Here is a 23,536-nt window from a genome sequence, read left to right as displayed (position 1 = left end):
AGATGAAGGAAAAACTTAATTTCGGAAAAATTGTACTCAGGCCCCTTGAACCGGAAGATATTGACCTCTTGTACCAATGGGAAAACAATACTGAGATTTGGGAAGTGAGCAATACAAAAACTCCTTTTTCAAAACATATTCTTGTGCAGTACCTGGTACAATCGGCAAAAGACATTTACGAAACAAAACAGCTTCGGCTGGTGATAGAAACAACTGATAAAATGCCAGTCGGGGCAATTGACCTGTTCGATTTCGAGCCTTATCACATGAGGGCCGGAGTTGGTATTCTGATTCACAAAAGCGATGACCGCAAAAAAGGCTACGCCAGCGATGCGCTAGAAGCTTTATCAAAATATTCATTCGAATTTCTTGGATTAAGACAATTGTACGCCAATATTACATCCGACAATTTGGGAAGTATTCACTTATTCGAAAAATCAGGATTTACTCAAAACGGTATCAAAAAAGACTGGATAAAAACGTTCTCAGGCTGGAAAGATGAACTGTTTTATCAGAAGTTTTTGGGGTAAAATCTTCTATTTAAGAATTCAATCAAAGCGAATACTATTTATTGCACCGTCTTTCAAGGCGGTGACCTGCATTAGTCGACCTTAATCTGATTTTTTAGGATTTTGGTCACTTGAAGTTTACCAAAATCCTAAAAAATCATGGTCACCATCTTGTTTCGTTACACCGCTCTAAAGAACGGTGCAAAAAATAATTTAAAACGATGGAATTTCTTTCAAAAACGAATAGCTGTTCTTTTCGTAATCGATAGCACAGGCAAAGTGCTGCAATCCATTCGACACTACTACCCTTTCAACACGTAAAGCCATGTTGTAGCGCACCACCTGATCAAAAGCATTCTGGGTAATTTTTACGTTTGGAGCTTTAAACTCAGCTATTAAATGTGGATTTCCGTTGCGTTGATAGATAAGCAAATCGAAACGACGTTGTTGCTGGTTAACTTTTATCTGCTTTTCTACAGCCATTAAATTCTGCGGATAGCTTTTTTCATGTATCAAATATTGAATAAAGTTTTGCCGCACCCACTCTTCCGGTGTCAGTACCACAAACTTTTTCCGTATCGAATCAAATATGAAGGTTTTATCATTTTCTGTTTTTGTTCGGAAAGTATATTCCGGCAAATTCAGTTTGTACATAATCTTCTCAATAACTTATTAACTCAACTTGGCTGGCGAGCTCGAAAAATGTACATTTGTGTTCGCCTTAAAACCAATTGTATTCCTATTTGTTCAAAGGTAGAATAATTCAGCTTATGAAGACGAAAAAAGAAATTGTTGACAACTGGCTACCGCGATATACAGGTAAAAAGTTAGATGAAATTGGCAAATATATTTTGCTCACAAATTTCCAGGATTACGTTGAACGCTTTGCAAAAAAATTTGAGGTTCCGGTTGAAGGATCCGACAAAAACATGCCCAGTGCAACTGCCGAAGGAATTACCATGATCAACTTTGGAATGGGAAGTCCAAACGCAGCCACTGTGATGGATTTGCTAAGTGCAATACATCCAAAAGCTGTTTTGTTCCTTGGAAAATGTGGTGGTTTAAAAAAGAAAAATCAACTGGGAGATTTTATCCTGCCTATTGCCGCTATTCGCAGCGACGGAACATCGTCAGATTACCTGCCTCCTGAAGTTCCGGCACTTCCTGCCTTTAACTTGCAGCGTGCGGTTTCACACATTCTTCGTAATTCGGAACAAGATTACTGGACAGGTGTGGTATTAACCACTAACCGCCGGGTTTGGGAATACGACGACCGATTTAAAAAATACCTCAAAAAAACAAGGGCGATGGCAATCGATATGGAAACAGCAACCCTGTTTACCGTTGGTTTTGCCAACCAAATACCAACCGGAGTTTTATTACTGGTTTCCGATCAGCCGATGATTTCAACGGGCGTAAAAACCGACGCAAGTGACAAATACGTCAGCTCGTCGTATGTAGAGCGTCATATTCAGGCCGGTATCGATGCATTGCTGGAAATTAAAAACCACGGACTTTCTGTAAAACATTTACGATTCTAGAATGGAGTATAGCGACATACTGCAAAACCTAAAAAAAGGCATCTACCACCCCATTTATTTGTTGCAGGGTGAAGAAACCTATTTTATTGATGAGCTTTCGGATTATATTGAAGACAATGTACTTACCGATGCAGAAAAAGGATTTAACCAGACCATCTTTTATGGAAAAGATTCGGATCCGGTAACAATTGTTGAAGCGTCGTTACGTTTCCCGATGATGGCCAGCAAACAGGTTATTATTGTGAAAGAAGCACAAAGTCTTAGCAAAATCGACACGCTGACTTCGTATGCAGAAAAACCACTGACTTCAACCATTTTGGTATTGGCTTACAAATACAAGAACCTGGATTCGAGAACAAAACTGGCCAAAGCCATAAAAAAGAATGGTGTACTTTTTACCTCAAAAAAACTGTACGAGAACAAAATTCCGGGCTGGATCGATAGCTTTTTGAGAGCTCATAATTACACTATTACACCGCAGGCCGCCTTGTTGCTCACCTCGTATCTGGGAACGGATTTAAGTAAAATTGCAAACGAGTTGAACAAACTGGTAATTGCGGTTAAAGACACCACTAAAATTACACCCGAACATATTGAGAAGAATATCGGGTTGAGCAAAGAATTTAACATTCTTGAACTTCAAAATGCTTTGGGCGAAAAGAATGTTTTAAAAGCCAACCGGATTATCAACTATTTTGGATCGAATCCAACCTTGAACCCAATACAGAAAACCGTTGCCGGCTTGTATTTCTATTTCTCAAAACTGTTTACGTATCATTTCCTAAAAGATAAATCGGAACGAAATGTTGCTGCCGAACTTCGTGTTCATCCCTTCTTTGTAAAAGATTATGTGATGGCAGCCAAGCGCTACTCTCCGACCAAACTATACGAAATTATGGGTATTTTGCGCGAGTACGACATGAAAAGTAAGGGTTTCAACGTGTCAACAATGGTTGAAACAGGAGACCTGCAAAAGGAAATGATCTATAAAATTTTACACTAATGATAGTTTGGTTCATCATCGGCGTAACTGCCGTTATTTCATATATCGCCTTTCAAAACCGCGAGTTGTCTGCCAAGCTGCAGTTTAATGCCGCGCAAATTATCCACCGCAAAGAATATTACCGTCTGGTGAGTCATGCGTTTATTCATGCCAACTGGTCGCATTTGGGTGTAAACATGCTGGTACTTTATTTTTTCGGCAGAAACACAATCCTCTATTTTGGCTACTATTTTGGAAATAAAGCCACAGCGTATTTTCTGCTTCTGTATTTTGGGGGCATTTTAGCCTCGAATATATGGAGTCTGATAAAGCATAAAAACAACTATTACTACAATGCAGTTGGCGCGTCGGGAGCTGTTTCTGCTGTTTTGTTTGCAACTATATTTTTCCAGCCATGGGAGCCGCTTTATTTATTTATGGTGCTTCCCATTCCAGGCATTTTGTTTGCTGCCGGCTACCTCTTTTACTCCTACCAAATGAGTAAACGACAATCGGATAATGTTGCGCACGACGCCCACTTTTTGGGAGCTGTTTTTGGTTTTATTTTCCCAATTCTTTTGAAGCCGGATTTGTTCTCTCGTTTTATCGACAACTTGTTTTCGTTTCTCTAGTTTATGGCCTACATTCTGGCAAATAACAACATTCTTAAAGCAACAGAAGCCAATCTTACCCCTTTTCTGTTAACTACTCCCGACATGCACAAACACAGCATTTGGTTTGGTTTTGGAGGCATTCCACTTCTCGATGAAAACCTGGATATTTTAGAAAATGAATTCAAACAACTCGGACATAATATTCCTGATCTGTTTAAAAACCGACGTGAGTTATTCCGACTGATAAAACGAATGCTGAATAAAAACCGTTTTTACCGAACCGGGCTTATCACATTCCAGTTTTTTATCGCAGAAGAAAAAATTGATTACCTGATTACCTGCAAAGCTTTTGAGGATTTCAATTTCCAGGCAAATGAGCAAGGATTGCTTATAAATATATCAGACTCTAATTTGTTAAGTTTTTCGCAAAACAACAACTCGAGATTTGCGAAAGCAACATTCTGGAAACTAGTTGGTGCAGAAATGAACGACAAAGCAAATCAGGCAGCGATTATTCTCAATGAAAAGCAAGCTGTTTGTGAGGGCATTTCTGCGAATCTTTTTATGATAAAAGAGCATGTCCTTTATACACCGTCACTGCAAACAGGCTGCTATTCAGATGTTATTCGTCCGGAAATAATTCGACTGGCAAGCAAACTAAAAATGAATGTGGTAGAAACCGAGGTTATTGAAGTAAAACACCTGCTGGAAATGGACGAAATTTTCTTTGCTTCCGAAACAAAAGGAATTCAATGGGTTTTGGGTTTTGAGAACCGGCGCTACGTGCACAACTATACCGACCAAATATATTCAGGATTAAATCGCTTTTTAGAAAATAAAGTTGAAGATCAGAAATGAAATTTTTCTAATTGAGTGATGGATTTTCAGGGAAATTCTCCCACACGGAGTAACGTTGTCCGGCTTTTTTAACAAAATCGAACCACGAAGTTTCGCTCAGGTCTTTCATCACATCCTCCTGTTCAACATCGGTAACCAACCACGAATCTTCTTTTAATTCATCTTCCAACTGGCCACCATCCCAGCCCGAATAACCCAGGAAAAAACGGATATCAGATGAATTAATCTTTCCGCTGCGAATATCTCTTTTTAAAACCTCAAAATCGCCTCCCCAATACAAGTCGCCCATCACATGAATACTTCCCGGAAGTTTGTCTCCCAGCTTATGTATAAAATACACAGAATCAGTTGAAACCGGGCCTCCTAGATAAACATCGGCATTAAAATCGGGGAAATCAGGAAAGACATCCTGAACAGGAAAATCGACCTTTTTATTCAAAATAAATCCAACGGCTCCTTTATTGCTATAGGCCACCAAAAACACCACCGAACGGTTAAAATAATTACCGGCCAAAAATGGTTCAGCAATCAAAATACGCCCTTTTTGCGGTGCAATATTGTTCGATTTTATTTTGAATATGTCAAGATTCTCACTCATTATAAAAGCAATATAAGAAATTTATATTCGCTATCAAATACCTGCAATTGTTCTAATACCTTGTAACGGAATTGTTAACAGAATGTTTTAAACGGGGCTAAAAATTAGATTAAGTACCTTTCTATTCTTCTTCTACAATGATAAAAACGTCTTCGTCGGGTTTTGACATTTGATACTGTTCGCGCGCAAATTTTTCCAGCTCGTCTTTACCTTTATTCAGGTCTTCCAGTTTTTGCCGATCGGAAGTAATACGTTCCTGGTAATACTCTTTTTGCTGCTTTAGCTCGTTTAGCTGACGTTTGCTTTGGATGTGAGAAACAATACTGTTTTCGTCGAAGAAAATAATCCAGACTGCAAAAAGAACAAAAGCAATAACAAACTTATTGCCAATCGTTTTAAAAAATCCGGATTGAAATATACCTTTCTTCATGTTTCCTAAATATTGCATACAAAAGTAGAATCTTTAACGATCAAAAAAAAGAGGAACCGAATAATTCCGACTCCCCTTTTTCAACAGTTTAACCTTAATATTTATTCATTATCCGGTTGAAAGTTCGGATATGTATAATCTACCGGTGGTACAAAGTTTTCTTTGATGGTGCGGATTGCAGTCCAACGAAGCATGTTAAAGATAGAACCTGCTTTATCGTCGGTACCCGAACCACGAGCGCCACCAAATGGTTGCTGACCTACAACAGCACCAGTTGGTTTATCGTTAATGTAGAAGTTTCCGGCGCAATTTTCCAAACGTTTTGAAATCTTTTCGATATTGTAACGACTTTGCGACCAAACAGCACCTGTAAGTGCATAAATCGATGTTTTATCAACTAAATCTAAAGTTGCATCCATGTCTTCGTCTTCGTAAACATAAACGGTAAGAACCGGACCAAACAACTCTTCCTGCATAGTAATATAATCTGGTTTTTTAGCCAGAATAACAGTTGGCTCAACAAAATAACCTACTGATTTATCGCAGTTTCCTCCAAAGATCACTTCAGCATCTTCGTCTTCTTTTGCACGATCGATAAAACCTTTCAGTTTATCAAACGACGACTCGTCGATTACCGCGTTCACGAAGTTGGTGAAATCTTCAACCGGCCCCATTTTTACGGTAGCCAGCTCAGCACCAAAAATCTCTTTTACTTCTGGCCAGATACTTGCAGGAACGTAACATCTTGACGCTGCAGAACATTTTTGTCCCTGGTATTCGAATGCACCACGCAACATGGCAATTGCCAATTCGCGTTTTTTCGCTGTGTTATCGGCGAAGATGAAGTCTTTTCCACCAGTTTCGCCAACGATTCGAGGATATGATTTGTATTTGTAAATGTTTTCACCGATGGTTTTCCAAATGCTCTGGAATACTGCAGTTGAACCTGTGAAGTGAATACCTGCGAAATCAGGGTGAGTCAACACTGTTTCGGCAGCAACAGGACCTGAAGCATAAACAAGGTTGATAACGCCATCTGGCAAACCTGCTTCTTTAAAAATCTCCATGATTACACCAGCTGAATAAACAGCAGTTTTCGAAGGTTTCCAAACAGCTACGTTACCCATCATGGCAGGTGCTGCAGGAAGGTTACCTGCGATTGATGTAAAGTTGAACGGAGTTAATGCGTAAACAAAACCTTCCAAGGGACGGTACTCGTTGTAGTTCCAGATTCCTTTAGCTGATTCAGGCTGTAATTTGTAGATATCAGTCATCACCTGAACACCAAAACGTAAGAAATCAGCAAACTCACAAGCTGCGTCAATCTCTGCCTGGAAAGCATTTTTTGATTGTCCCAACATCGATGCTGCATTAATTTTTGCACGATAAGGACCTGCCAAAAGATCGGCGGCTTTAAGGAAAATTGATGCACGGTGTTGCCACGATAAATTTGCCCACTCTTCTCTCGCTTCCAAAGCAGCATCAATAGCCATCTCAACATGACTTGCATCACCCTGGTTAAAATACCCTAATGTATGCGCAATTTCGTGTGGAGGACACATTCTTACTTTTCTGTCAGTAAAAACTTCTTTCCCTCCAATTACCATTGGCTGGTCGATTTCTTCAGAACGAAGTTCCTGTAATTTTGCTTGCAGCTCTGCTCTTTCCGGAGTTCCCGGAGCATAACTCAAAACCGGTTCGTTTTTTGCAACCGGTACGTTGTAAATCCCTTTTGGCATAATACTATTTTTATTTGTTTGTTGTTATCTCGTACAGTTTTTGCAAATCTAAAAAATCGGTTTCGCGAAAAGCATAACAAAAATCAGGAGTGACAAAAATCAGTCATTTTCAATCATCTTAAAACCAGAGATTTAACATATGCATTTTCAAAAACGAGACAAAAATCAGGTTTTCAGTTTCCCATTTTGACAATATTTCCCCTAAAAACCGTTTGATTTGGCGAGACGTATCGCTTTTTTAATATTTTTACATTATTGTTAAAGAGGATAAATAAAATATTAGCAGAAAGATTCTGGGCTGCTAAACAAGAAAATGAAAAAACGCAGCTTTTTCAACTTCTATTATTTTGGGGAGTTGTGGGTGTTGTATCTCTTATTTTGTCCATAAAACAATTGGTGACTCCCGATAATGACGGTTCGTTGGTTTGTATCCTTTTACTTTTATCAGTTTCAATTTTAGCGATTGTATGTGGTTTTAACGGACGGAAAAGTTGTGCTATTAATTCAATTTTTGCTCTCCCTATTTTTCTTTATTCCTATTACATTTCAGACCTCACCCAACATGCACCATTAATCGAAACCATACATTTATCAGTTTGGTGGTTGATGGCGGGGCTCGTTTTCCTCTACTATTTTTCGTTGATGGAAACCAGGGTGGTGCTGTACTTTTTTGTGTCGCTTGCCCTGATAAGTTTTCATTTATATAAGGCGGACCACCTAACTGATGCGTTCACTTATTTTTATCCTTTTGCAAGTAATCCGCTGCTAATTTTTACAGCCTTTTTCCTTGTTACTTTTTATCTACGCAAACGGCTTATCTCTCACATAGATGCTTTAAAAGAGCAATTAAGTACACAAAACGAAGGTATTAACCGGGTGGTACAAAACTCGTCGTTTCTTATTTCGCGACTGAGAGCAGTACGCGACGAAGACGGAAATATCACCAGTCTTTTGGTAGAAAAGATTAATAATGCTTTTGAAGCAGCATTTAAACGAAATTTATACGAAGTACAGGAACAAGAGGCCGAGTATGTTTTCGATCTGATTTTTAAAGGCCGATTCGATGTAAATAAAATGGTACTCTACAATAAAAAAAGGGTATCAGAATTTCATGCGGCCAATCTCGACAAATGGTACAAAGTACATGTTATCAATCCGATGTATAATGTGTACTACCTTGTTTTTGAGGACATCACCAAAACGAAAAAGGAAATTGCGGAACTCGAGGCAAGCAAACGACGTTACAAAGTTCTACTCGAAGCCATTCCTGATATTTTCTTTGTAATCGACAAGGATGGTATTTACGAAGACTTTGTAATTAAAGAAAGTGATCTGTTTAAAATTGAAGACAGTAATATTATTGGCAGTTCAATTTTCAGTGCAGGATTCCCCGATCAAATGGCGCAAAAAATTTATTCCTGCATTCAGCATTGTATTAAAACCAATTCAATTGAAACCATCGAATACTCGCTGAATACGCCCAACGGTACTTTTATGTTCGAGATGCGACTGGCCAAATTAAATGCCAATGCAGTAATTTCGGTTGCGCGCGACATTACCAAAAGGAAGACAGCAGAATTTGGTTTGGAAAAAGCGCTGGCAAAAGCAGAAGAATCAGATCGCCTAAAATCGGCATTCCTGGCCACCCTATCACACGAAATTCGTACTCCAATGAACATCATTACCAACTTTACACGCATGTTGGCTGATGAATCGCTTGAAGGAATGGAACGTCTTCAACTTACCGAAGACATTACTCAAAATGGTCAGCAGTTGCTGAATATGATTGACAACACCATTCACCTCGCAAAAATTGAGACCGAAAACATTCCAGTAAATACTGCTTTCTGCAAGGTTAATTTGGTATTACGTGATGTTTATAATACTTATTTCTCGAATTTGCCCGATTCAAAAGATATTCGAATAAGCTTAAATTCGGATGTCGCAACACAGGAGTTTGGTTTCTCAACCGATCAGGATCTTTTAAAAGAGGTGATTACAATTTTGGTCGACAATGCGGTCAAATACACCACTTCGGGTCAGGTAACATTTGGATTTGAGATGATACGAAACGACTTTATCAAATTCTATGTTTCCGACACCGGCATCGGTATTCCTGAAGAAGATTATGAGCACATTTTTAGTCGTTTTTACCGCGTACAAAACCGTATAAACCAAAGCACATCCGGCTCGGGAATTGGTTTGCCGATTGCCCAACACTATGTAACACTTCTTGGTGGAGAACTGGAGTTTGAATCAAAAGTAAATAAAGGCAGTAATTTCTGGTTTACCCTTCCATTTAAAGAAGGACGTGGCTACATGAAAATCGTTAGCTAGCAATTCAGCTGAGCCACAAAGTTCACACGTAAGATTTCCATTGAAAAAAGTTTATAGAAAACTGATTAACCTTGAATATGAAGTCCACTTCTTCATTCGTTATCCGTTAATCATCATTCGAAATTCAAATAATAAAGTTGTAGAGTTTTAATACCTGTTGGTTACCGAATTTAACTGGGCATAACCAACCAGGCGGTCGTATCTTCCGGCTAAATCGCGGTAATAAACCATTATCTGGTAGTCATTATCAGTCTCCCAAAAACTTCCCTCAATGTTTGTATGATCCGCAACAGTCGATCCTTGCGGCACATAAACATACATGTAGTTGTAATAACCCTGCTTAAGCAACAATGTCAGTTCGTACTGCCCGCGATCAAAATTATAGGTCATTTCGTTCCCTTTGTTTGCGTTCCAGTTTGTTAAGCCACCAAATACATTCACCGATCCGCCAAGCAGCGGTGCCTCAACAGGCAGTGTAAAATGAACAAACGTGTAATCGCATTCGGTATCATAATCGCGCACTTCCTGATCCTGACTTTCGATAACGTACATTCCATTCATTTCCTGGTACGAGAAAAAGCGTTTATTGGCACGCACTTCATCGGTTTGCAGGGTTTTATGATAATATGGCCGGTGAAAATCGGTGGCAATCACATTTTCGCCGTTCATTCGGTTTGTGCGGTTATCGAAATAACGGAATTCGTTACCTGAAGGAAAAACATTCTCACGATTGTAATCATAATCCAACACCCGCTCGCGAATGTACAATGGCTTTAAATTTCGAATGGCATTGTCCCAACGATTATTCTGCATAATCACCACTTTTACTTCTTCGCGTGGATTTAAGATGGGTAAATTAGGATGGTGTATTTTAAAATCCACTTCGTGATTTGTTCCTTTAAATGCATCGAGTGTGGCACGCCGCACAGTTCCTTCAATACGAACTGCATTTTCGTAAATATGAAAACGACGTGACAATACTATTTTTTCCTTGTCCTGATCTTCATAAACAACCAAAGCATAATTACCCGAGAGTTTAAACCTCAAATTATCGTTGGGAATTTCGATTTTGTAGTTTACGTAATTAAAAGTAGTGTTAAACGACATGCCATAATCATCAACCGGATTTTCAAGAAATCCATCGATATATTCTTCCTGCGAAATAAAACTTTCATTCCAGTCGGCATCGCAATGAATAACAGTATAATAGTAATCTTTTACACCTTCCGACATATCGTCGAATTTAAACACAAGGGTCATGTCTTCATTTAACCCCATAATCGGGTTCGACAATTCAAAACCATCGCGATAGGCCTGAACTGTTTTTATGTTTTCGCGGTAATTGGCATCTTCGTAATAAAAATTTTCCTCCTGCCCCTTTACATAAAAACAGCTCGTTATAAAAAACACAAATGTGAATATGAAGTATTTCATTGGTAAAATCGTTTAAAATTGTGTCGGCCTGATTTACAGTTTGCTATCAAAATAAAATCGAGTAAAACATACGACACAAAAAACCTGTTAGTTTTCAATAAAACGTAAAAATCTGCAATTCGTATCTCAATTCAAAAACAAAAGTAAAAATTTCAGGATTTAGTGAATAAATATTATAGTTAAACACGCAAAAAAGCGCTCAAAACATGTTAATTTAATCTGAAGATAAATAACATCAATTATCATTTCACAATATTCTAATTATCAATAAAATAGTAAACACACCACAACATACACATATCTTCATATTTGAAAGTATTGAACTTTTACTATAAACCATTGCGAAAAGCCGATTAAATTAATACTTTTGCACACTTAAAAATAATACATTCTTAATTCGATATGTCAGAAGTAATTAAGTTAAGGAAAGGGCTTAATATAAAGCTAAAAGGAAGTGCAGAAAAGGCACTCGAAAAATTGCCGGTTCCGGCAACAGTAGCTCTGAAACCCACCGATTTCCCGGGACTTACTCCAAAACTTAGTGTTAAAGTTGATGCCGAAGTAAAAGCCGGCGATGCTTTGTTCTACGACAAATATCATCCAGAAATTCTTTATACAGCACCTCTTGGAGGAAAAGTAGTATCGATCAATCGTGGTGAGCGTCGTAAGATTTTGGAAGTAGTTATTTCGACCGACGAAAAAGTTGGTTCAGCCGAATTTACAAAAGCTGATCCATCAGGTTTATCGGCGGAAGAGGTGAAGGAACAAATCTTAAAAAGTGGTTTATGGCCGTTTATCAAAAAACGTCCATACGGTATTGTCGCCAGTCCGGAAGAACAACCAAAAGACATTTACATTTCAACATTTGACACGGCTCCTTTGGCGCCGGATTACAATTTTGTTATGGATGGTCAGTTGGATACCTTCCAAACAGGTGTAAATGCATTAGCAAAACTTACTGAAGGAAAAGTAAACCTTGGCGTTCAGGCCGGTTCTGCGTTTTCGTCGGTAAAAAATGCTGTTATAAACACTTTTGATGGACCTCACCCTGCAGGAAACGTAGGAATTCAGATCGCCAACACGAATCCTATTAACAAAGGAGAAGTTGTTTGGACAATCAACGTGCAGGACGTACTGTTTATCGGCCGACTGTTTGAAACAGGAAAAGTTGATTTTACACGTACCGTTGCAATTGCCGGATCAGAGGTAAAAGCACCAAAATATGTACAAACTGTTTTGGGAGCTCCGATTAAAGATCTTGTTGGTGGAAAACTTGTTGAAACAGACTACAACAAACGTATCATTAGCGGCAATGTACTAACCGGCGAAAAAGTTTCAGAAAAGTGTTTCCTTGGCTATTACGACTCATTGGTAAGTGTTATTCCGGAAGGTGATGAGTATGAATTTTTAGGCTGGGCCGATCCAGGTTTCAGTAAATTCAGTGCTACCAAAACCTATTTCGGAAAACTGTTCCCGAAAAAAGAGTACACAATGAATGCCAACATACATGGTGGCGAACGCGCTTTTGTTTTGTCGAACCAATACGAAAAACTGGTTCCGATGGATATTCTTCCGGTATACCTTTTAAAGGCAATCCTGGTTAACGATATCGACAAAATGGAAAACTTTGGTATTTATGAAGTGATAGAAGAAGACTTCGCCTTGTGTGAATACGCCTGTACTTCAAAAATCGAAGTTCAGAAAATTTTACGCGAAGGAATTAACACCATGATCAAAGAGCTTGGTTAATTATTACGTAACTTATTTAGTCTTTTAAGATGAAATTCATAAAAAACTTTTTTGAAAGGACAGAACCGCTGGTTCAGAAGGGAGGCAAATACCATTGGCTCCAATCGGTACACGACGGATTCTTTACATTTTTATACACACCGAAAACCACGTCGAAAACGGGTACACACATTCACGATTACATCGATTTGAAACGTACCATGTCGATTGTTGTTTTATCGGTGGTTCCGGCTTTGTTGTTCGGAATGTACAACGTAGGAGTACAACATTTTAAAGCCATTGGCGAATTAGCCGCTACAGGATTTTTCGAAATCTTCCTGTTTGGTTTAATTAAAGTACTTCCTATCGTAATTGTATCGTATGCAGTTGGGTTGGGAATCGAATTTGTTTTCGCTCAGCTTCGTGGTCACGAAATTCAGGAAGGCTTCCTTGTATCAGGTATGCTTATTCCATTGATTATGCCGGTAAATACACCGCTTTGGATGATTGCAGTAGCAACAGCTTTTGCAGTTGTTTTGGGTAAAGAGGTATTTGGCGGAACCGGAATGAACATCTGGAACCCTGCTCTTGTAGCACGTGCTTTCCTATTCTTCGCTTATCCGGCTCAAATGTCGGGCGAATCGGTTTGGATCGCATTAAAAGATACTGATAAAGTAATTGATGGTTTCTCAGGAGCAACTCCAATGGCAAATGCTGCTGCCGGAAACTTAAACTACAGTGTAGCCGATGCATTCTTTGGTTTTATTCCGGGATCAATTGGTGAAACTTCAACACTTGCAATCCTTATCGGAGCTGTATTATTGATTATAACAGGAATCGGAAGCTGGAAAATTATGGTATCAACCATTGCCGGTGGTGCAGTTATGGGACTTATCCTTAACGCCGTTTCGGGCAGTGCAGGTTTATCGCCTGAAGTTGCTACCTATTTCTCAATGCCTTTCTGGCATCACTTAATTTTAGGTGGTTTTATGTTTGGAGCTATTTTTATGGCAACCGACCCGGTTTCGGCATCACAAACCGAAAAAGGAAAATGGATCTACGGATTCCTTATCGGTATTCTGGCCATCATTTTCCGTGTTATCAACCCGGCCTTCCCTGAAGGTATGATGTTGGCTATTCTGCTGATGAACACATTTGCTCCGACTATCGACCACTATGTGGTAGCAAGTCATGTTAAGAGAAGAACAAAACGAGCTAAAGTTTCTGCATAATTAAAACGAAGAAAAGATGGACAGAAATAGTAATACTTACACATTTTTATATGCAGCCATTATGGTAATTATTGTGGCTGCCGTTCTTGCTTCGGTTTCAATGGCATTAAAGCCAGCGCAGAAAAAGAACGTTGAGATAGAGAAAAAACAAAATATCCTGGCATCGGTAAATATCGAAAGTACAGCAGAAACAGCAGAAGCTATTTACGCTGAAAAAATTGTTGACGAATACCTGGTGAATACCAAAGGTGAAAAAGTTGACGGTGACGCTTTCGCAACCGACCTAAAAAAGGAACGTGCTAAGAGTTTCGACGAAATGCTACTTCCGGTATTTGTTTGCGATACAGAAGAAGGAACCAAATATGTACTTCCGGTATACGGAGCCGGTCTTTGGGGACCTATCTGGGGATATGTTTCGGTAAGCGACGATATGAACACCATTTTCGGTGCCAACTTCGATCACGAAGGAGAAACTCCGGGACTGGGTGCTGAAATATCAACTTCAGCCTTCGAAGTGCAATTTAAAGGTAAAGAGATCTTTGATGAAGCAGGTAAAATGGTTTCTATTCTGGTTGCTAAAACCGGTCAGGTTGCTCCTGAAATTCACAAGGTTGACGGTATCTCAGGTGGTACAATTACAAGTAAGGGTCTTGAAGCGATGCTAAAAGACGACTTTACAGGATATGAAGCATTCTTAAACAAGAATAAAAATTAAGAGAGATGAGCGAACCATTATTTTCAAAGAAAAATTTAAAATTACTGTCGGACCCGTTAAACGACAGTAACCCAATTACCGTACAGGTTTTGGGTATTTGCTCAGCGCTGGCTGTTACTGCACAACTAAAGCCGTCAATTGTTATGGCAATTTCGGTAATGGCTGTATTGGCATTTGCAAACGTGATTATTTCATTATTACGAAATACAATTCCTAATCGTATCCGAATCATTGTTCAGCTGGTAGTAATTGCTGCCCTGGTAATTTTGGTTGACCAGATTCTGAGAGCCTACGTTTACGATGTAAGTAAGCAGCTTTCGGTATTTGTTGGATTGATTATTACCAACTGTATTATCATGGGTCGTTTGGAAGCCTTTGCATTGGGTAACCGCCCATGGCAATCGTTCCTCGATGGAATTGGAAACGCAGCCGGTTACGGTTTTATTCTTATTGTAGTTGGCTTTTTCCGCGAACTGCTTGGATCAGGATCATTGTTAGGTTTTAAAATTATTCCTGACAGCTGGTACATTGCAAACGGTGGATTCTACGAAAACAACGGACTGATGGTACTTTCTCCAATGGCACTTATTGTTGTTGGTGTAATTATCTGGGTTCAGCGTAGTCGCAACCGCAAACTGATCGAAGATTAATTCTAACGCAAAAACAAAATTCAAATGGAAAATCTGATTAATATATTTGTTAAGTCAATTTTTATTGAAAACATGGTATTTGCGTACTTCTTCGGAATGTGCTCTTATTTAGCTGTTTCGAAAAAAGTAAGTACTGCTGCCGGTTTGGGTATTGCTGTAGTTTTTGTGTTAGGCATTACTGTTCCGGTTAACTACCTTTTAGAGAAATTTGTATTAAACGAAGGTGCTTTGGTTTGGTTAGGCGAAGGTTTTGCCGACGTAGACCTTAGTTTCTTACGTTTTATCATGTTTATTGCCATCATTGCATCAATGGTTCAGTTGGTGGAAATGATTGTGGAGAAATTTGCTCCTGTGTTGTACAACCAGTTGGGTATTTTCCTTCCGCTTATTGCAGTAAACTGTGCTATCCTTGGAGGATCGTTATTCCTACAGCAAAAAGCTTTTATTAACGTTGGCGAAGCTACCGTTTACGGATTAGGTTCGGGCGTTGGCTGGTTGCTGGCAATCGTTGGTATTGCTGCTATTAGGGAAAAGATCGAATACTCACAAATTCCTGGCCCGTTACGTGGACTTGGTATTACATTTATTGTAACCGGTTTAATGGGATTGGCATTTATGGGATTCGGCGGAATTAAATTGTAAAAATCAAAAAACAATTAGCAAGATGATATTATTGTCAGCACAATCAACCGTAATTCTTACCAGTGTTGTTTTCTTCCTGAGCGTAATTATTCTGTTGGTGGCCTTACTTTTGTTCGCCAAAAAGAAACTTACTCCATCAGGAAGTGTAAAGGTTAGCATTAACCAAGGCGACCTGGAAATTGAAACAGAACCGGGAAATACACTGTTATCGACACTTGGTAACAATAAAATTCTTCTACCATCGGCATGTGGTGGTGGTGGAACCTGCGCAATGTGTCGTTGCCAGGTTGAAGAAGGTGGTGGTTCTATCCTGCCTACCGAAACCGGTTATTTTACCCGTAAAGAGCAAAACGACAACTGGCGTTTGGCTTGTCAGGTAAAAGTAAAAGAAGACATGGAAATTAAAATTCCACAAGAGGTTCTTGGTGTTAAGAAGTGGGAATGCGAAGTGGTATCGAACCACAACGTGGCTACTTTCATCAAAGAATTTGTGGTTAAATTGCCTGAAGGCGAAACCCTTGATTTCAAATCGGGTGGATATATTCAGATCGATGTTCCTAAAATCGACGTGAACTTTAAGGACATGGATATTGAAGAAGAATACCGCGAAGAGTGGGAAAAATTCGGTATGTTCGATCTGGTTATGAAAAACCCGGAACCAACATTCCGTGCATACTCAATGGCTAACCACCCTGCAGAGGGTAACATTGTAATGTTGAACATTCGTATCGCAACTCCACCGTTCGATCGCGCAAGCAACGGATTTAAGAAAGTTAATCCTGGTGTTTGTTCTTCATACATTTTCAACCTGAAACCGGGCGATAAAGTAACTGTATCGGGTCCTTACGGAGAATTCTTCCTGAAAGACAACGATAGCGAAATGATGTTCGTAGGTGGTGGTGCAGGTATGGCGCCAATGCGCTCGCACTTATTCCACTTGTTCCACACGGTTAAAGAATCGAAAAAGAAAGTTACTTTCTGGTACGGTGCACGTTCGTGGAAAGAAGTTTTCTACTACGATCAATTCAGAGAGATCGAGAAAAACTTCCCGAATTTCGAATTCCATTTGGCACTTGACCGTCCTGATCCTGCAGCCGATGAATTGGATATTAAATACAAAACAGGATTTGTTCACCAGGTAATTCACGACAACTACCTGAGCCAGCATGAAGAACCGGAAGAAATTGATTTCTACATGTGTGGACCACCAATGATGAACGATGCCGTTCAGAAAATGCTTTACGATATGGGCGTTCCTGACGAAAACGTATTGTTCGACGACTTTGGATCGTAATCAATCGAAGTTATCAAACTTAGATATATCAAAGCCACTTCTCTTTTTGAGGGGTGGCTTTTTTAATGCGCTGCCCCGACTAGGGTTTCACGCAGATATCGCTGATCATCGCTGATTTTTATTCACCCGGTAAGGTGAAAGTTTTTCTGCGGAAATCTGCGTCATCTGCGTGAAATAACAAAATCTTGTGGTTCCCATTTGTATGCAACGTTTAGATTAAGGTATTCAGATAAGATTATGGAATGTTCCAGTATCATTGTGGACTGTTCCGGAACCTTCATGGTCTAGTCCGGAATCGTTATGGAATATTCCAGCATCACTCCGGACAAGTTCGGAGACCCTGTGGACATGTCCGGCATCGTTCTGGACAAGGAAATTATTGTTCTGGATTAGTCCTGATTCCGTCAAAACTCTGCTTAACTCAAACCATCCGGAGATTTTATTCAGGGTAAATTAACACTGGCAGTAACCACTCCCTTATTCCGGTAGCGAGTGGAGTACTCAGCAGTGATGGTAACTTTCCCACTGGTTTGTTCCAATACAATCTCCCCTATTCCACTTCTTACCTGTAAGGCTTTTGGTTTAGCGGGCAGGTATTTACCTTCCACCAATTCACCAATAAAGTAGTCAACGTTTTTGTTGTTATCCGATAGTTGGGCAGCAATATAATAGCCTTGTGCTACCCGGTATTTGGTAACTATCAGCTCTGGTTGTTTAATTTCTTTACCATTTTCACGATATTCTTTCAGGCCAACAGCGCGCAATCCGTTTTTATATTCATATTCGGCCTGTAAAGCTCCATCCTGATGGTAACGTTTACAAACTCCGTGTAACACGTTATTTTCATAAGGCTGTTCTTTCCAAACTTGTGGCTCCTCCTCTAACGAAGCCTTATAATACGTATAAGCCACTCCCTGTTTTTCGCCGGCAACATAAGGAATTGTCGAATACAAACTGCCGTGTAAATAATAACGTTTCTGAATTCCGTGTTTTATCTGAGTCCCTTTTACAACCGGTATTTCGTATTCAATTTGCTCAGAGTTTCGGTAAGGTTTACGAACCACCTGAATACCATCGTCCTCCCCGGATGCTGGTTGTTCTTCACTTTTTTGTGGAGTGCTGTTACAGGCCATTAAAATGAGCAACAAGGCTGAGAAACAGTAGATAATCCTTTTCATAAAAGAGGTATCGGCTTAAAGTTTTACTAAAGATAATATTTGCTGTTGGTTTTAATCCATAAACCGCGCGAAATAAACTTTATATCGAATACGCCCCAGCACCGTTAAGTTGTTGTTACACTGAGAATATTAGTAGAAAGCTCAAAACCAAATGTCCTAAAATACGTACACAAAAACGCAAAATACGTTCAGAAAACCATTGTTATTTTTGTCTGATTTCCTGTTGCTAACCTTTAAAAGATATAGTCATGGAAAAACATTATTACCTCGTAGCCACTCCCGAATCGTTAATAGCTTCCCATCTCACTCCATCCGACTTTGGCAATTATATGGCCGTTGGAACCAAAAAAAACCTGCGTTCGCAATCGGTATTTTTCGAAATTGATCCAACTAAAACTGATCTGCCGGAAACTTATGTGGATGAAAAGCTGGTGCCATACGAAAACGGTGAACCTAAACGATCGGTTTACCTTTCGATCTACAGGGTTTTTGAAAAAGTACCTCTTGAAGCGCTTACAAACCTTTACCTGGTAACCGACGATGGCAAGGTACTTGAGCTAACTAAATCGCAATACGCGCAGACTGAAAAGAAAGGTATTCACCTTTACCAGCAATACAATCCGTTTTCTACCATGGTAGCGAGTAAACTCAATCCGCCTGAATTTATTGGCTTTTTAACCGATACATCAAAACCGGTATCGGTTCCAAAGTTGTTTTTTATCGAGCTGCAACTGAATGATCTGGCCAACGATCCAACTTTACCCATCAAAAATTTACCTTATCGAAACCCAGCTCACCTGCGAGAATGCCTGATAAAATTGCATCATTCTGAAGAGCGACTTACAAAAACAGTTCTACGGGTGCGCCACAGCGAGCTACCATACCGCACTATAGAAAGCGGCTTTTTTATTGGTGATAAGGACAACTACCTGTATTACCCCTTCCCCACGCAGCAGGAACTTGAAACGACACATTTTTCGTGGTGGAGATCGGCATTGGTTCAACACTTTTAATGCCGGTTGACACCTGGTTTAAATAGTAGGGACAAGGAGAGGCTGTTCGTTCAAACAGTCTCTCCTTTTATTTTTAAGCAAAACAATTGAAAGGCGCATTTTCAACTAAAAAGGTCGTTTAAGTGATTTGCTGCGGAAAGAAAATTTATCGGAATATTTCTGTATTTTCGTATAAAACATGCTCTATCGGAATATGACGACACTACTCTTTTTCTTTTTCATCTCCATCATATTTTCATTTCTATGTTCCATTTGGGAAGCCGTTTTGCTAAGTGTTACACCATCGTATGTAAGCCGGATGCAAATGGAAAAACCTGGTCTTGGCAAACGCCTTAGTGGTTTAAAAGATGATATCGACCGCCCGTTATCTGCCATCTTAACCCTGAATACCATCGCGCATACGGTTGGTGCCATTGGTGTGGGTGTTCAGGCAGGAGAACTTTTTGGTACGGCAAAGATCAACTTCTACCTATTTGAAGTGACTTATGAGTCGCTAATTGCCGGATTGATGACGTTGGCTATTCTTATACTATCCGAAATTATACCGAAAACCATTGGTGCAACTTATTGGAAACAGCTCACTCCTTTTACTATTCGTTCGTTAAAAGGGTTGATGATACTGCTTGCGCCGTTTGTATGGTTAAGCAAATGGGTTACGCACCTAATAAAACGAGATGGTGAGAAAAGTGTACTTAATCGTGCTGATGTTGCTGCAATGGCCGATGCAGGATTAAAAAGCGGAGCTATCGACAAGGAGGAGAAATCGATCATTCAGAATTTACTACGTCTCGAAAATCAGGTCGTAAAAGACATCATGACACCACGAACCGTGGTTCTTAGCTTGGATGAAGATCAAACATTGGGTGAAATCTATAAAGAATATAATCCCTTCCAGTTTTCGCGCATACCGGTTTACAGCGAGACCACAGATAACATAACAGGGTTTATTTTGAAGGATGCCATTTTAGAGAATATTGCAGCCGATAAACACTCGCGCAAGGCAGTTGAAATTAAAAGGAAGGTACTTTTTGTGCAGGACAACCTTTCTGTTGCCGGATTACTTGATGTGTTTATTCTGGAGAAACAACACATGACCATGGTAGCCGACGAATTTGGGACCATTGTTGGCCTGGTTACCATGGAAGATGTAATTGAAACCTTATTCGGGCTTGAAATTGTTGATGAAACCGACAAAGTCGTTGACATGCAAAAACTGGCCCGCGAACAATGGGAAAAATCAAAAGAAAAGGACTAAACAGCCAGCTCTCCCGGATTAAATATTTCCGTTTTAAAAACTCATCTCCGCTCTGAAACGTATTCCGCTGTTGTCGGTGAAACTTCTGTTCATGTAAGTGCCTCCCAGCTGATGAATATATTCTACACGTAGTACTTTAAATATATTTGTTATTCCCACACCAATCTCGGCATATGGTACCGTTAAATCCTGCGAGAAGGCTTCCGGCAGATCAAATATTGGTTTGTAAGCACTTGTTCGGTCTCCGTAGTGTGCTTTTAACGATACCATCTCGCGTAATTTTAAACGATTAAATAATGGTATTTTATTAAAGATAATTCCGCCGCCGACCCAATCGAGGTGCACATTGGTGTACACATTGTGTGCAAAAGATGCCTGGTGTAACAGGTTAAAGCGGTATTTGGCAAATCCAAGCGACTGCGAACCTACCGGCATATCCAATAAATCATACGGAGCATCGCCAAACAGGTAACCACCGTTAACCATATAGCGCATAAATGTTGGTCCCCAGTTTACTTTACCAACTACCGAACCGTGAAAGTGCGAATACATGCCAAAATCAGGTGTGTTATCACCCGGAACATAAGCCTGACCTACATCCCAGCTTAAGTTAATTACCGGCGTTTGATCGATGTAGTAAACACGCATAAAATAGTATTGGTCGTAATACTGGCCGAATGCCAAACGGGCATTAAACAAGGCACCATAAGCCGAATAATGATTGTAATCAACGCCATTGTTCACATATCGAATCGATGGAGTGCTGTGACTGGAAGAATAATAAGCTCCTCCTTCCAGAATGATATTATCGGTATTGTACTCCAAATTTACATGAGTTTTCTTCTCTTGTTGCAGGTATGGATTCTCCTCGCGCGAAGTAATGGCAGCAATAAAGTTTCCGTTACCACGAGTATTCGGGTTTTTCTTTATAAAGCGAAGGTATTTATCCTGCGAAACCAGGTTATAGTCGTCGGAATAACTTCCACGCAAAATAAACTTATCGTCAGGAGTTAACTGCCAGCCAAAATTTAGTCCGTATTTTAATTCTTTGTTTCGGGTACCATAACCCAAGAATCCACCAACCGTAAAACGTTCCCACATTTTTTCCCCCGTGCGGAAGGGCATGGAAAAACGCTGGCCCTCGATTGCGTTGGTACTATAAATATCGAATACCGGTCCAAGTTCAATTTTCCCCAGATCTATATAACTCGTAAGCACCATTCCCCCAACTGCGTCGATACCTTTCACCACCTGGTTTTCCTTTAACTTATCAACGCGTTCGTAGGTTCCGTCCGACATCAGGCTGGTGGCAAACTCCGGTTGCGAGCGCCAATTGTAACCCCGAATTTCATCGAGATGGTTTGAAGTAGAATACTGCGTAATCTTATTCACCATCCAGTTTCCACTCGAAATCTGATCGATACGTTGCGAACCGTACCTCGAAACGGTATCCTTATTCAACATCAACGACAGATTCAGACTGATCTGTTGATTGTCGTAAAACCAGGTTCCATCTTCATCTTGTCGGTACTGTACATTCGAGCGATAACCATTTACAAAGTTGATATTCGCTTCTTCCTGCACATAAGCGTAAATGCTGGTAAGTGCAAAGTTTTTCCCCTCAACCGTAAATCGCCCGGTAAACAAAGGATTGTACTTATTTTTTGGTGTAAACGAGAAGTTATAGTACCAAACACTGTCGATCATGGTACTGTCGTTCAAATAAAGATCGTAGTGCAAACGTGCCGAATTACTAAGTGGCGAGATTATTCCGCGACCTAGAATATTGATTTGATCCTTGTAAAAATCGAGGTCGATCACCACATTCAGCAAAATCAGACTTTCAATGGTTTGATTAAGTTTCGGAAAAATTCCATCCTTTTTATTGTAAACGATACTATCTTTTTTATCCTTGGTTAAAGTTCCCAACTCGGCCATATAAATGGGCGAAAACCGAATATCCTGATCATCCATTTTCATGGTTACTTCATTCATATTTGGAATAATCCGGTTTACTTTCGATGTAGAATCGATGGCCATATAAACCGAAGTTCGCTCAAAAGCTTTGTAGTCGTTATAATTTTCAACTTTATCACGATTCTCCTTTTTGTGCTCCATTATCTTCCGGTACAAAACCTTTGCCCTCGATTCTTCGGGCCTGACTTTGATCTCGCTTATCTGCTGAACATCAGGCTCCAACAGCACATCCATTGGCGTTTTAACACTTGTGGTGTACTTTATCTCCTGCCTCTCGTAACCAACAGAGGAAAAAATAATGTCATCGTTAAGGGCAGCCGACAATATAAAGTGCCCGGCCGCATCGGTCATGGTACCGCGGGTAGTTCCTTTAATCCAAACGTTTACAAAGGGAATGGGCTCTTTTGTTTCTTTATCAAATACAAATCCTGACAGCTCGGTGGCTTCATTAGATGCACTGGATGCAAAAACAAATAGTAGAAACAGTATTGTTAATCTGATTTTGTTTTCCATAATAAATAAGCAATTGCCTCATTTATCTCATGGCTCCGCTAATTACTAGCTAAGATAAAGAGAATCAAATCACTATGTTTTCTTTTTACAAATAAAAATGCTTACCTATTCAAGATAATTGTTTTCGTGGCGATTTTACATATTTAAATACTTAACGAAAGTAATCAAGATCACTATGTCAAAATTTATTCTTATCAAATATCGTACTAATTTTTAACTTTTATTAAGAACCACCCTCCCACCTTTTTGTTGACAAAGCCGAAAAATAAAAAACCTCTCCGACAAAGCCGGAGAGGT

21 protein-coding genes are annotated in these 23,536 nt (G+C 39.7%); 14 read left to right on the top strand and 7 right to left on the bottom strand.

The features are described from left to right. The first annotated feature begins 2 nt into the window (after window positions 1-2). On the top strand, window positions 3-530 hold the full coding sequence (locus SLH46_RS08745) for a GNAT family N-acetyltransferase (RefSeq protein ID WP_320280792.1): 528 nt from the start codon (window positions 3-5) through the stop codon (window positions 528-530). A gap of 192 nt (window positions 531-722) precedes the next feature. Here the strand turns inward: SLH46_RS08745 and SLH46_RS08740 are convergent, their stop codons facing one another. Further along, window positions 723-1,163, bottom strand: coding sequence for a type I restriction enzyme HsdR N-terminal domain-containing protein (locus tag SLH46_RS08740; RefSeq protein ID WP_320280791.1), 441 nt, complete (start codon window positions 1,161-1,163; stop codon window positions 723-725). A gap of 116 nt (window positions 1,164-1,279) precedes the next feature. Here SLH46_RS08740 and SLH46_RS08735 point away from each other — a divergent pair, with 116 nt between their 5' ends. From SLH46_RS08735 to SLH46_RS08720, 4 genes are read left to right on the top strand one after another with little or no spacing between them, the layout of a single operon-like run. After that, the gene (locus SLH46_RS08735) at window positions 1,280-2,050 is read left to right on the top strand and encodes an AMP nucleosidase (RefSeq protein ID WP_320280790.1); all 771 of its coding nucleotides are present in this window, start codon (window positions 1,280-1,282) and stop codon (window positions 2,048-2,050) included. Between the two features lies 1 nt (window position 2,051). Then, entirely contained in the window at window positions 2,052-3,053 is a 1,002-nt protein-coding gene (gene holA, locus SLH46_RS08730) for a DNA polymerase III subunit delta (protein ID WP_320280789.1), read from the top strand. After that, on the top strand, window positions 3,053-3,664 hold the full coding sequence (locus tag SLH46_RS08725; RefSeq protein WP_320280788.1) for a rhomboid family intramembrane serine protease: 612 nt from the start codon (window positions 3,053-3,055) through the stop codon (window positions 3,662-3,664). Before holA ends, SLH46_RS08725 begins: the two co-directional genes overlap by 1 nt. Window positions 3,665-3,667: 3 nt before the next feature. Beyond that, entirely contained in the window at window positions 3,668-4,504 is an 837-nt protein-coding gene (locus tag SLH46_RS08720) for an aminotransferase class IV (protein ID WP_320280787.1), read from the top strand. A 7-nt stretch (window positions 4,505-4,511) separates the two neighbouring features. Here the strand turns inward: SLH46_RS08720 and SLH46_RS08715 are convergent, their stop codons facing one another. The 3 genes from SLH46_RS08715 to pruA form a co-directional block, all read right to left on the bottom strand. Continuing rightward, entirely contained in the window at window positions 4,512-5,102 is a 591-nt protein-coding gene (locus SLH46_RS08715; protein ID WP_320280786.1) for a YqgE/AlgH family protein, read from the bottom strand. A gap of 121 nt (window positions 5,103-5,223) precedes the next feature. Then, on the bottom strand, window positions 5,224-5,532 hold the full coding sequence (locus tag SLH46_RS08710) for an FtsB family cell division protein (RefSeq protein ID WP_320280785.1): 309 nt from the start codon (window positions 5,530-5,532) through the stop codon (window positions 5,224-5,226). Between the two features lie 101 nt (window positions 5,533-5,633). Beyond that, on the bottom strand, window positions 5,634-7,271 hold the full coding sequence (pruA, locus tag SLH46_RS08705) for an L-glutamate gamma-semialdehyde dehydrogenase (RefSeq protein WP_320280784.1): 1,638 nt from the start codon (window positions 7,269-7,271) through the stop codon (window positions 5,634-5,636). Between the two features lie 255 nt (window positions 7,272-7,526). Between pruA and SLH46_RS08700 the strand changes: the two genes are divergently transcribed. Further along, window positions 7,527-9,608: a sensor histidine kinase gene (locus tag SLH46_RS08700; RefSeq protein WP_320280783.1), complete on the top strand. Its 2,082-nt coding sequence runs from the start codon at window positions 7,527-7,529 to the stop codon at window positions 9,606-9,608. Window positions 9,609-9,755: 147 nt separating this feature from the next. Here SLH46_RS08700 and SLH46_RS08695 read toward each other — a convergent pair whose 3' ends face one another. Beyond that, window positions 9,756-11,042, bottom strand: a complete 1,287-nt coding sequence (locus SLH46_RS08695) for a type IX secretion system plug protein (RefSeq protein ID WP_320280782.1) — start codon at window positions 11,040-11,042, stop codon at window positions 9,756-9,758. A gap of 402 nt (window positions 11,043-11,444) precedes the next feature. Between SLH46_RS08695 and SLH46_RS08690 the strand changes: the two genes are divergently transcribed. Genes SLH46_RS08690 through nqrF form a run of 6 tightly spaced genes read left to right on the top strand, consistent with a single transcriptional unit; the run spans window position 11,445 to window position 17,303 of the window. After that, window positions 11,445-12,791 carry a Na(+)-translocating NADH-quinone reductase subunit A gene (locus SLH46_RS08690; RefSeq protein ID WP_320280781.1) on the top strand — a complete coding sequence of 449 codons (1,347 nt, stop codon included), beginning with the start codon at window positions 11,445-11,447 and terminating at the stop codon, window positions 12,789-12,791. A 29-nt stretch (window positions 12,792-12,820) separates the two neighbouring features. After that, on the top strand, window positions 12,821-14,002 hold the full coding sequence (locus tag SLH46_RS08685; RefSeq protein ID WP_320280780.1) for an NADH:ubiquinone reductase (Na(+)-transporting) subunit B: 1,182 nt from the start codon (window positions 12,821-12,823) through the stop codon (window positions 14,000-14,002). 16 nt (window positions 14,003-14,018) lie between these two features. After that, window positions 14,019-14,717 (top strand): NADH:ubiquinone reductase (Na(+)-transporting) subunit C, encoded by a 699-nt coding sequence (gene nqrC / locus SLH46_RS08680; RefSeq protein WP_320280779.1) that lies wholly within the window; start codon window positions 14,019-14,021, stop codon window positions 14,715-14,717. Window positions 14,718-14,722: 5 nt separating this feature from the next. Next, complete coding sequence (locus SLH46_RS08675) at window positions 14,723-15,367, top strand: NADH:ubiquinone reductase (Na(+)-transporting) subunit D (RefSeq protein WP_320280778.1); 645 nt, start codon at window positions 14,723-14,725, stop codon at window positions 15,365-15,367. Between the two features lie 24 nt (window positions 15,368-15,391). Continuing rightward, the gene (gene nqrE, locus SLH46_RS08670) at window positions 15,392-16,009 is read left to right on the top strand and encodes an NADH:ubiquinone reductase (Na(+)-transporting) subunit E (RefSeq protein ID WP_320280777.1); all 618 of its coding nucleotides are present in this window, start codon (window positions 15,392-15,394) and stop codon (window positions 16,007-16,009) included. A 22-nt stretch (window positions 16,010-16,031) separates the two neighbouring features. Continuing rightward, window positions 16,032-17,303 (top strand): NADH:ubiquinone reductase (Na(+)-transporting) subunit F, encoded by a 1,272-nt coding sequence (nqrF, locus tag SLH46_RS08665; protein ID WP_320280776.1) that lies wholly within the window; start codon window positions 16,032-16,034, stop codon window positions 17,301-17,303. Window positions 17,304-17,746: 443 nt separating this feature from the next. On the opposite strand, the gene SLH46_RS08660 is transcribed toward nqrF, so the two are convergent. Next, the gene (locus tag SLH46_RS08660) at window positions 17,747-18,481 is read right to left on the bottom strand and encodes a toxin-antitoxin system YwqK family antitoxin (RefSeq protein WP_320280775.1); all 735 of its coding nucleotides are present in this window, start codon (window positions 18,479-18,481) and stop codon (window positions 17,747-17,749) included. A gap of 248 nt (window positions 18,482-18,729) precedes the next feature. Here SLH46_RS08660 and SLH46_RS08655 point away from each other — a divergent pair, with 248 nt between their 5' ends. Beyond that, window positions 18,730-19,494, top strand: a complete 765-nt coding sequence (locus SLH46_RS08655; RefSeq protein ID WP_320280774.1) for a hypothetical protein — start codon at window positions 18,730-18,732, stop codon at window positions 19,492-19,494. Window positions 19,495-19,672: 178 nt separating this feature from the next. Then, window positions 19,673-20,749: a hemolysin family protein gene (locus tag SLH46_RS08650; protein ID WP_320280773.1), complete on the top strand. Its 1,077-nt coding sequence runs from the start codon at window positions 19,673-19,675 to the stop codon at window positions 20,747-20,749. Between the two features lie 33 nt (window positions 20,750-20,782). On the opposite strand, the gene SLH46_RS08645 is transcribed toward SLH46_RS08650, so the two are convergent. Further along, entirely contained in the window at window positions 20,783-23,239 is a 2,457-nt protein-coding gene (locus SLH46_RS08645) for a DUF5686 and carboxypeptidase-like regulatory domain-containing protein (RefSeq protein WP_320280772.1), read from the bottom strand. Between the last annotated feature and the right edge of the window lie 297 nt (window positions 23,240-23,536).

The organism is Draconibacterium sp. IB214405, assembly GCF_033963885.1.
In the GTDB taxonomy this organism is placed as follows: Bacteria; Bacteroidota; Bacteroidia; order Bacteroidales; family Prolixibacteraceae; genus Draconibacterium.
The sequence above is the reverse complement of the archived record's forward strand: the minus strand, read 5'-3'. Positions and strand labels throughout refer to the sequence as shown.

Coding starts and splice junctions, on each gene's coding strand:
- SLH46_RS08745 (WP_320280792.1), top strand. CDS start 3: ATGAAGGAAAAACTTAATTTCGGAAAAATTGTACTCAGGCCCCTTGAA.
- SLH46_RS08740 (WP_320280791.1), bottom strand. CDS start 1,163: ATGTACAAACTGAATTTGCCGGAATATACTTTCCGAACAAAAACAGAA.
- SLH46_RS08735 (WP_320280790.1), top strand. CDS start 1,280: ATGAAGACGAAAAAAGAAATTGTTGACAACTGGCTACCGCGATATACA.
- holA (WP_320280789.1), top strand. CDS start 2,052: ATGGAGTATAGCGACATACTGCAAAACCTAAAAAAAGGCATCTACCAC.
- SLH46_RS08725 (WP_320280788.1), top strand. CDS start 3,053: ATGATAGTTTGGTTCATCATCGGCGTAACTGCCGTTATTTCATATATC.
- SLH46_RS08720 (WP_320280787.1), top strand. CDS start 3,668: ATGGCCTACATTCTGGCAAATAACAACATTCTTAAAGCAACAGAAGCC.
- SLH46_RS08715 (WP_320280786.1), bottom strand. CDS start 5,102: ATGAGTGAGAATCTTGACATATTCAAAATAAAATCGAACAATATTGCA.
- SLH46_RS08710 (WP_320280785.1), bottom strand. CDS start 5,532: ATGAAGAAAGGTATATTTCAATCCGGATTTTTTAAAACGATTGGCAAT.
- pruA (WP_320280784.1), bottom strand. CDS start 7,271: ATGCCAAAAGGGATTTACAACGTACCGGTTGCAAAAAACGAACCGGTT.
- SLH46_RS08695 (WP_320280782.1), bottom strand. CDS start 11,042: ATGAAATACTTCATATTCACATTTGTGTTTTTTATAACGAGCTGTTTT.
- SLH46_RS08690 (WP_320280781.1), top strand. CDS start 11,445: ATGTCAGAAGTAATTAAGTTAAGGAAAGGGCTTAATATAAAGCTAAAA.
- SLH46_RS08685 (WP_320280780.1), top strand. CDS start 12,821: ATGAAATTCATAAAAAACTTTTTTGAAAGGACAGAACCGCTGGTTCAG.
- nqrC (WP_320280779.1), top strand. CDS start 14,019: ATGGACAGAAATAGTAATACTTACACATTTTTATATGCAGCCATTATG.
- SLH46_RS08675 (WP_320280778.1), top strand. CDS start 14,723: ATGAGCGAACCATTATTTTCAAAGAAAAATTTAAAATTACTGTCGGAC.
- nqrE (WP_320280777.1), top strand. CDS start 15,392: ATGGAAAATCTGATTAATATATTTGTTAAGTCAATTTTTATTGAAAAC.
- nqrF (WP_320280776.1), top strand. CDS start 16,032: ATGATATTATTGTCAGCACAATCAACCGTAATTCTTACCAGTGTTGTT.
- SLH46_RS08660 (WP_320280775.1), bottom strand. CDS start 18,481: ATGAAAAGGATTATCTACTGTTTCTCAGCCTTGTTGCTCATTTTAATG.
- SLH46_RS08655 (WP_320280774.1), top strand. CDS start 18,730: ATGGAAAAACATTATTACCTCGTAGCCACTCCCGAATCGTTAATAGCT.
- SLH46_RS08650 (WP_320280773.1), top strand. CDS start 19,673: ATGCTCTATCGGAATATGACGACACTACTCTTTTTCTTTTTCATCTCC.
- SLH46_RS08645 (WP_320280772.1), bottom strand. CDS start 23,239: ATGGAAAACAAAATCAGATTAACAATACTGTTTCTACTATTTGTTTTT.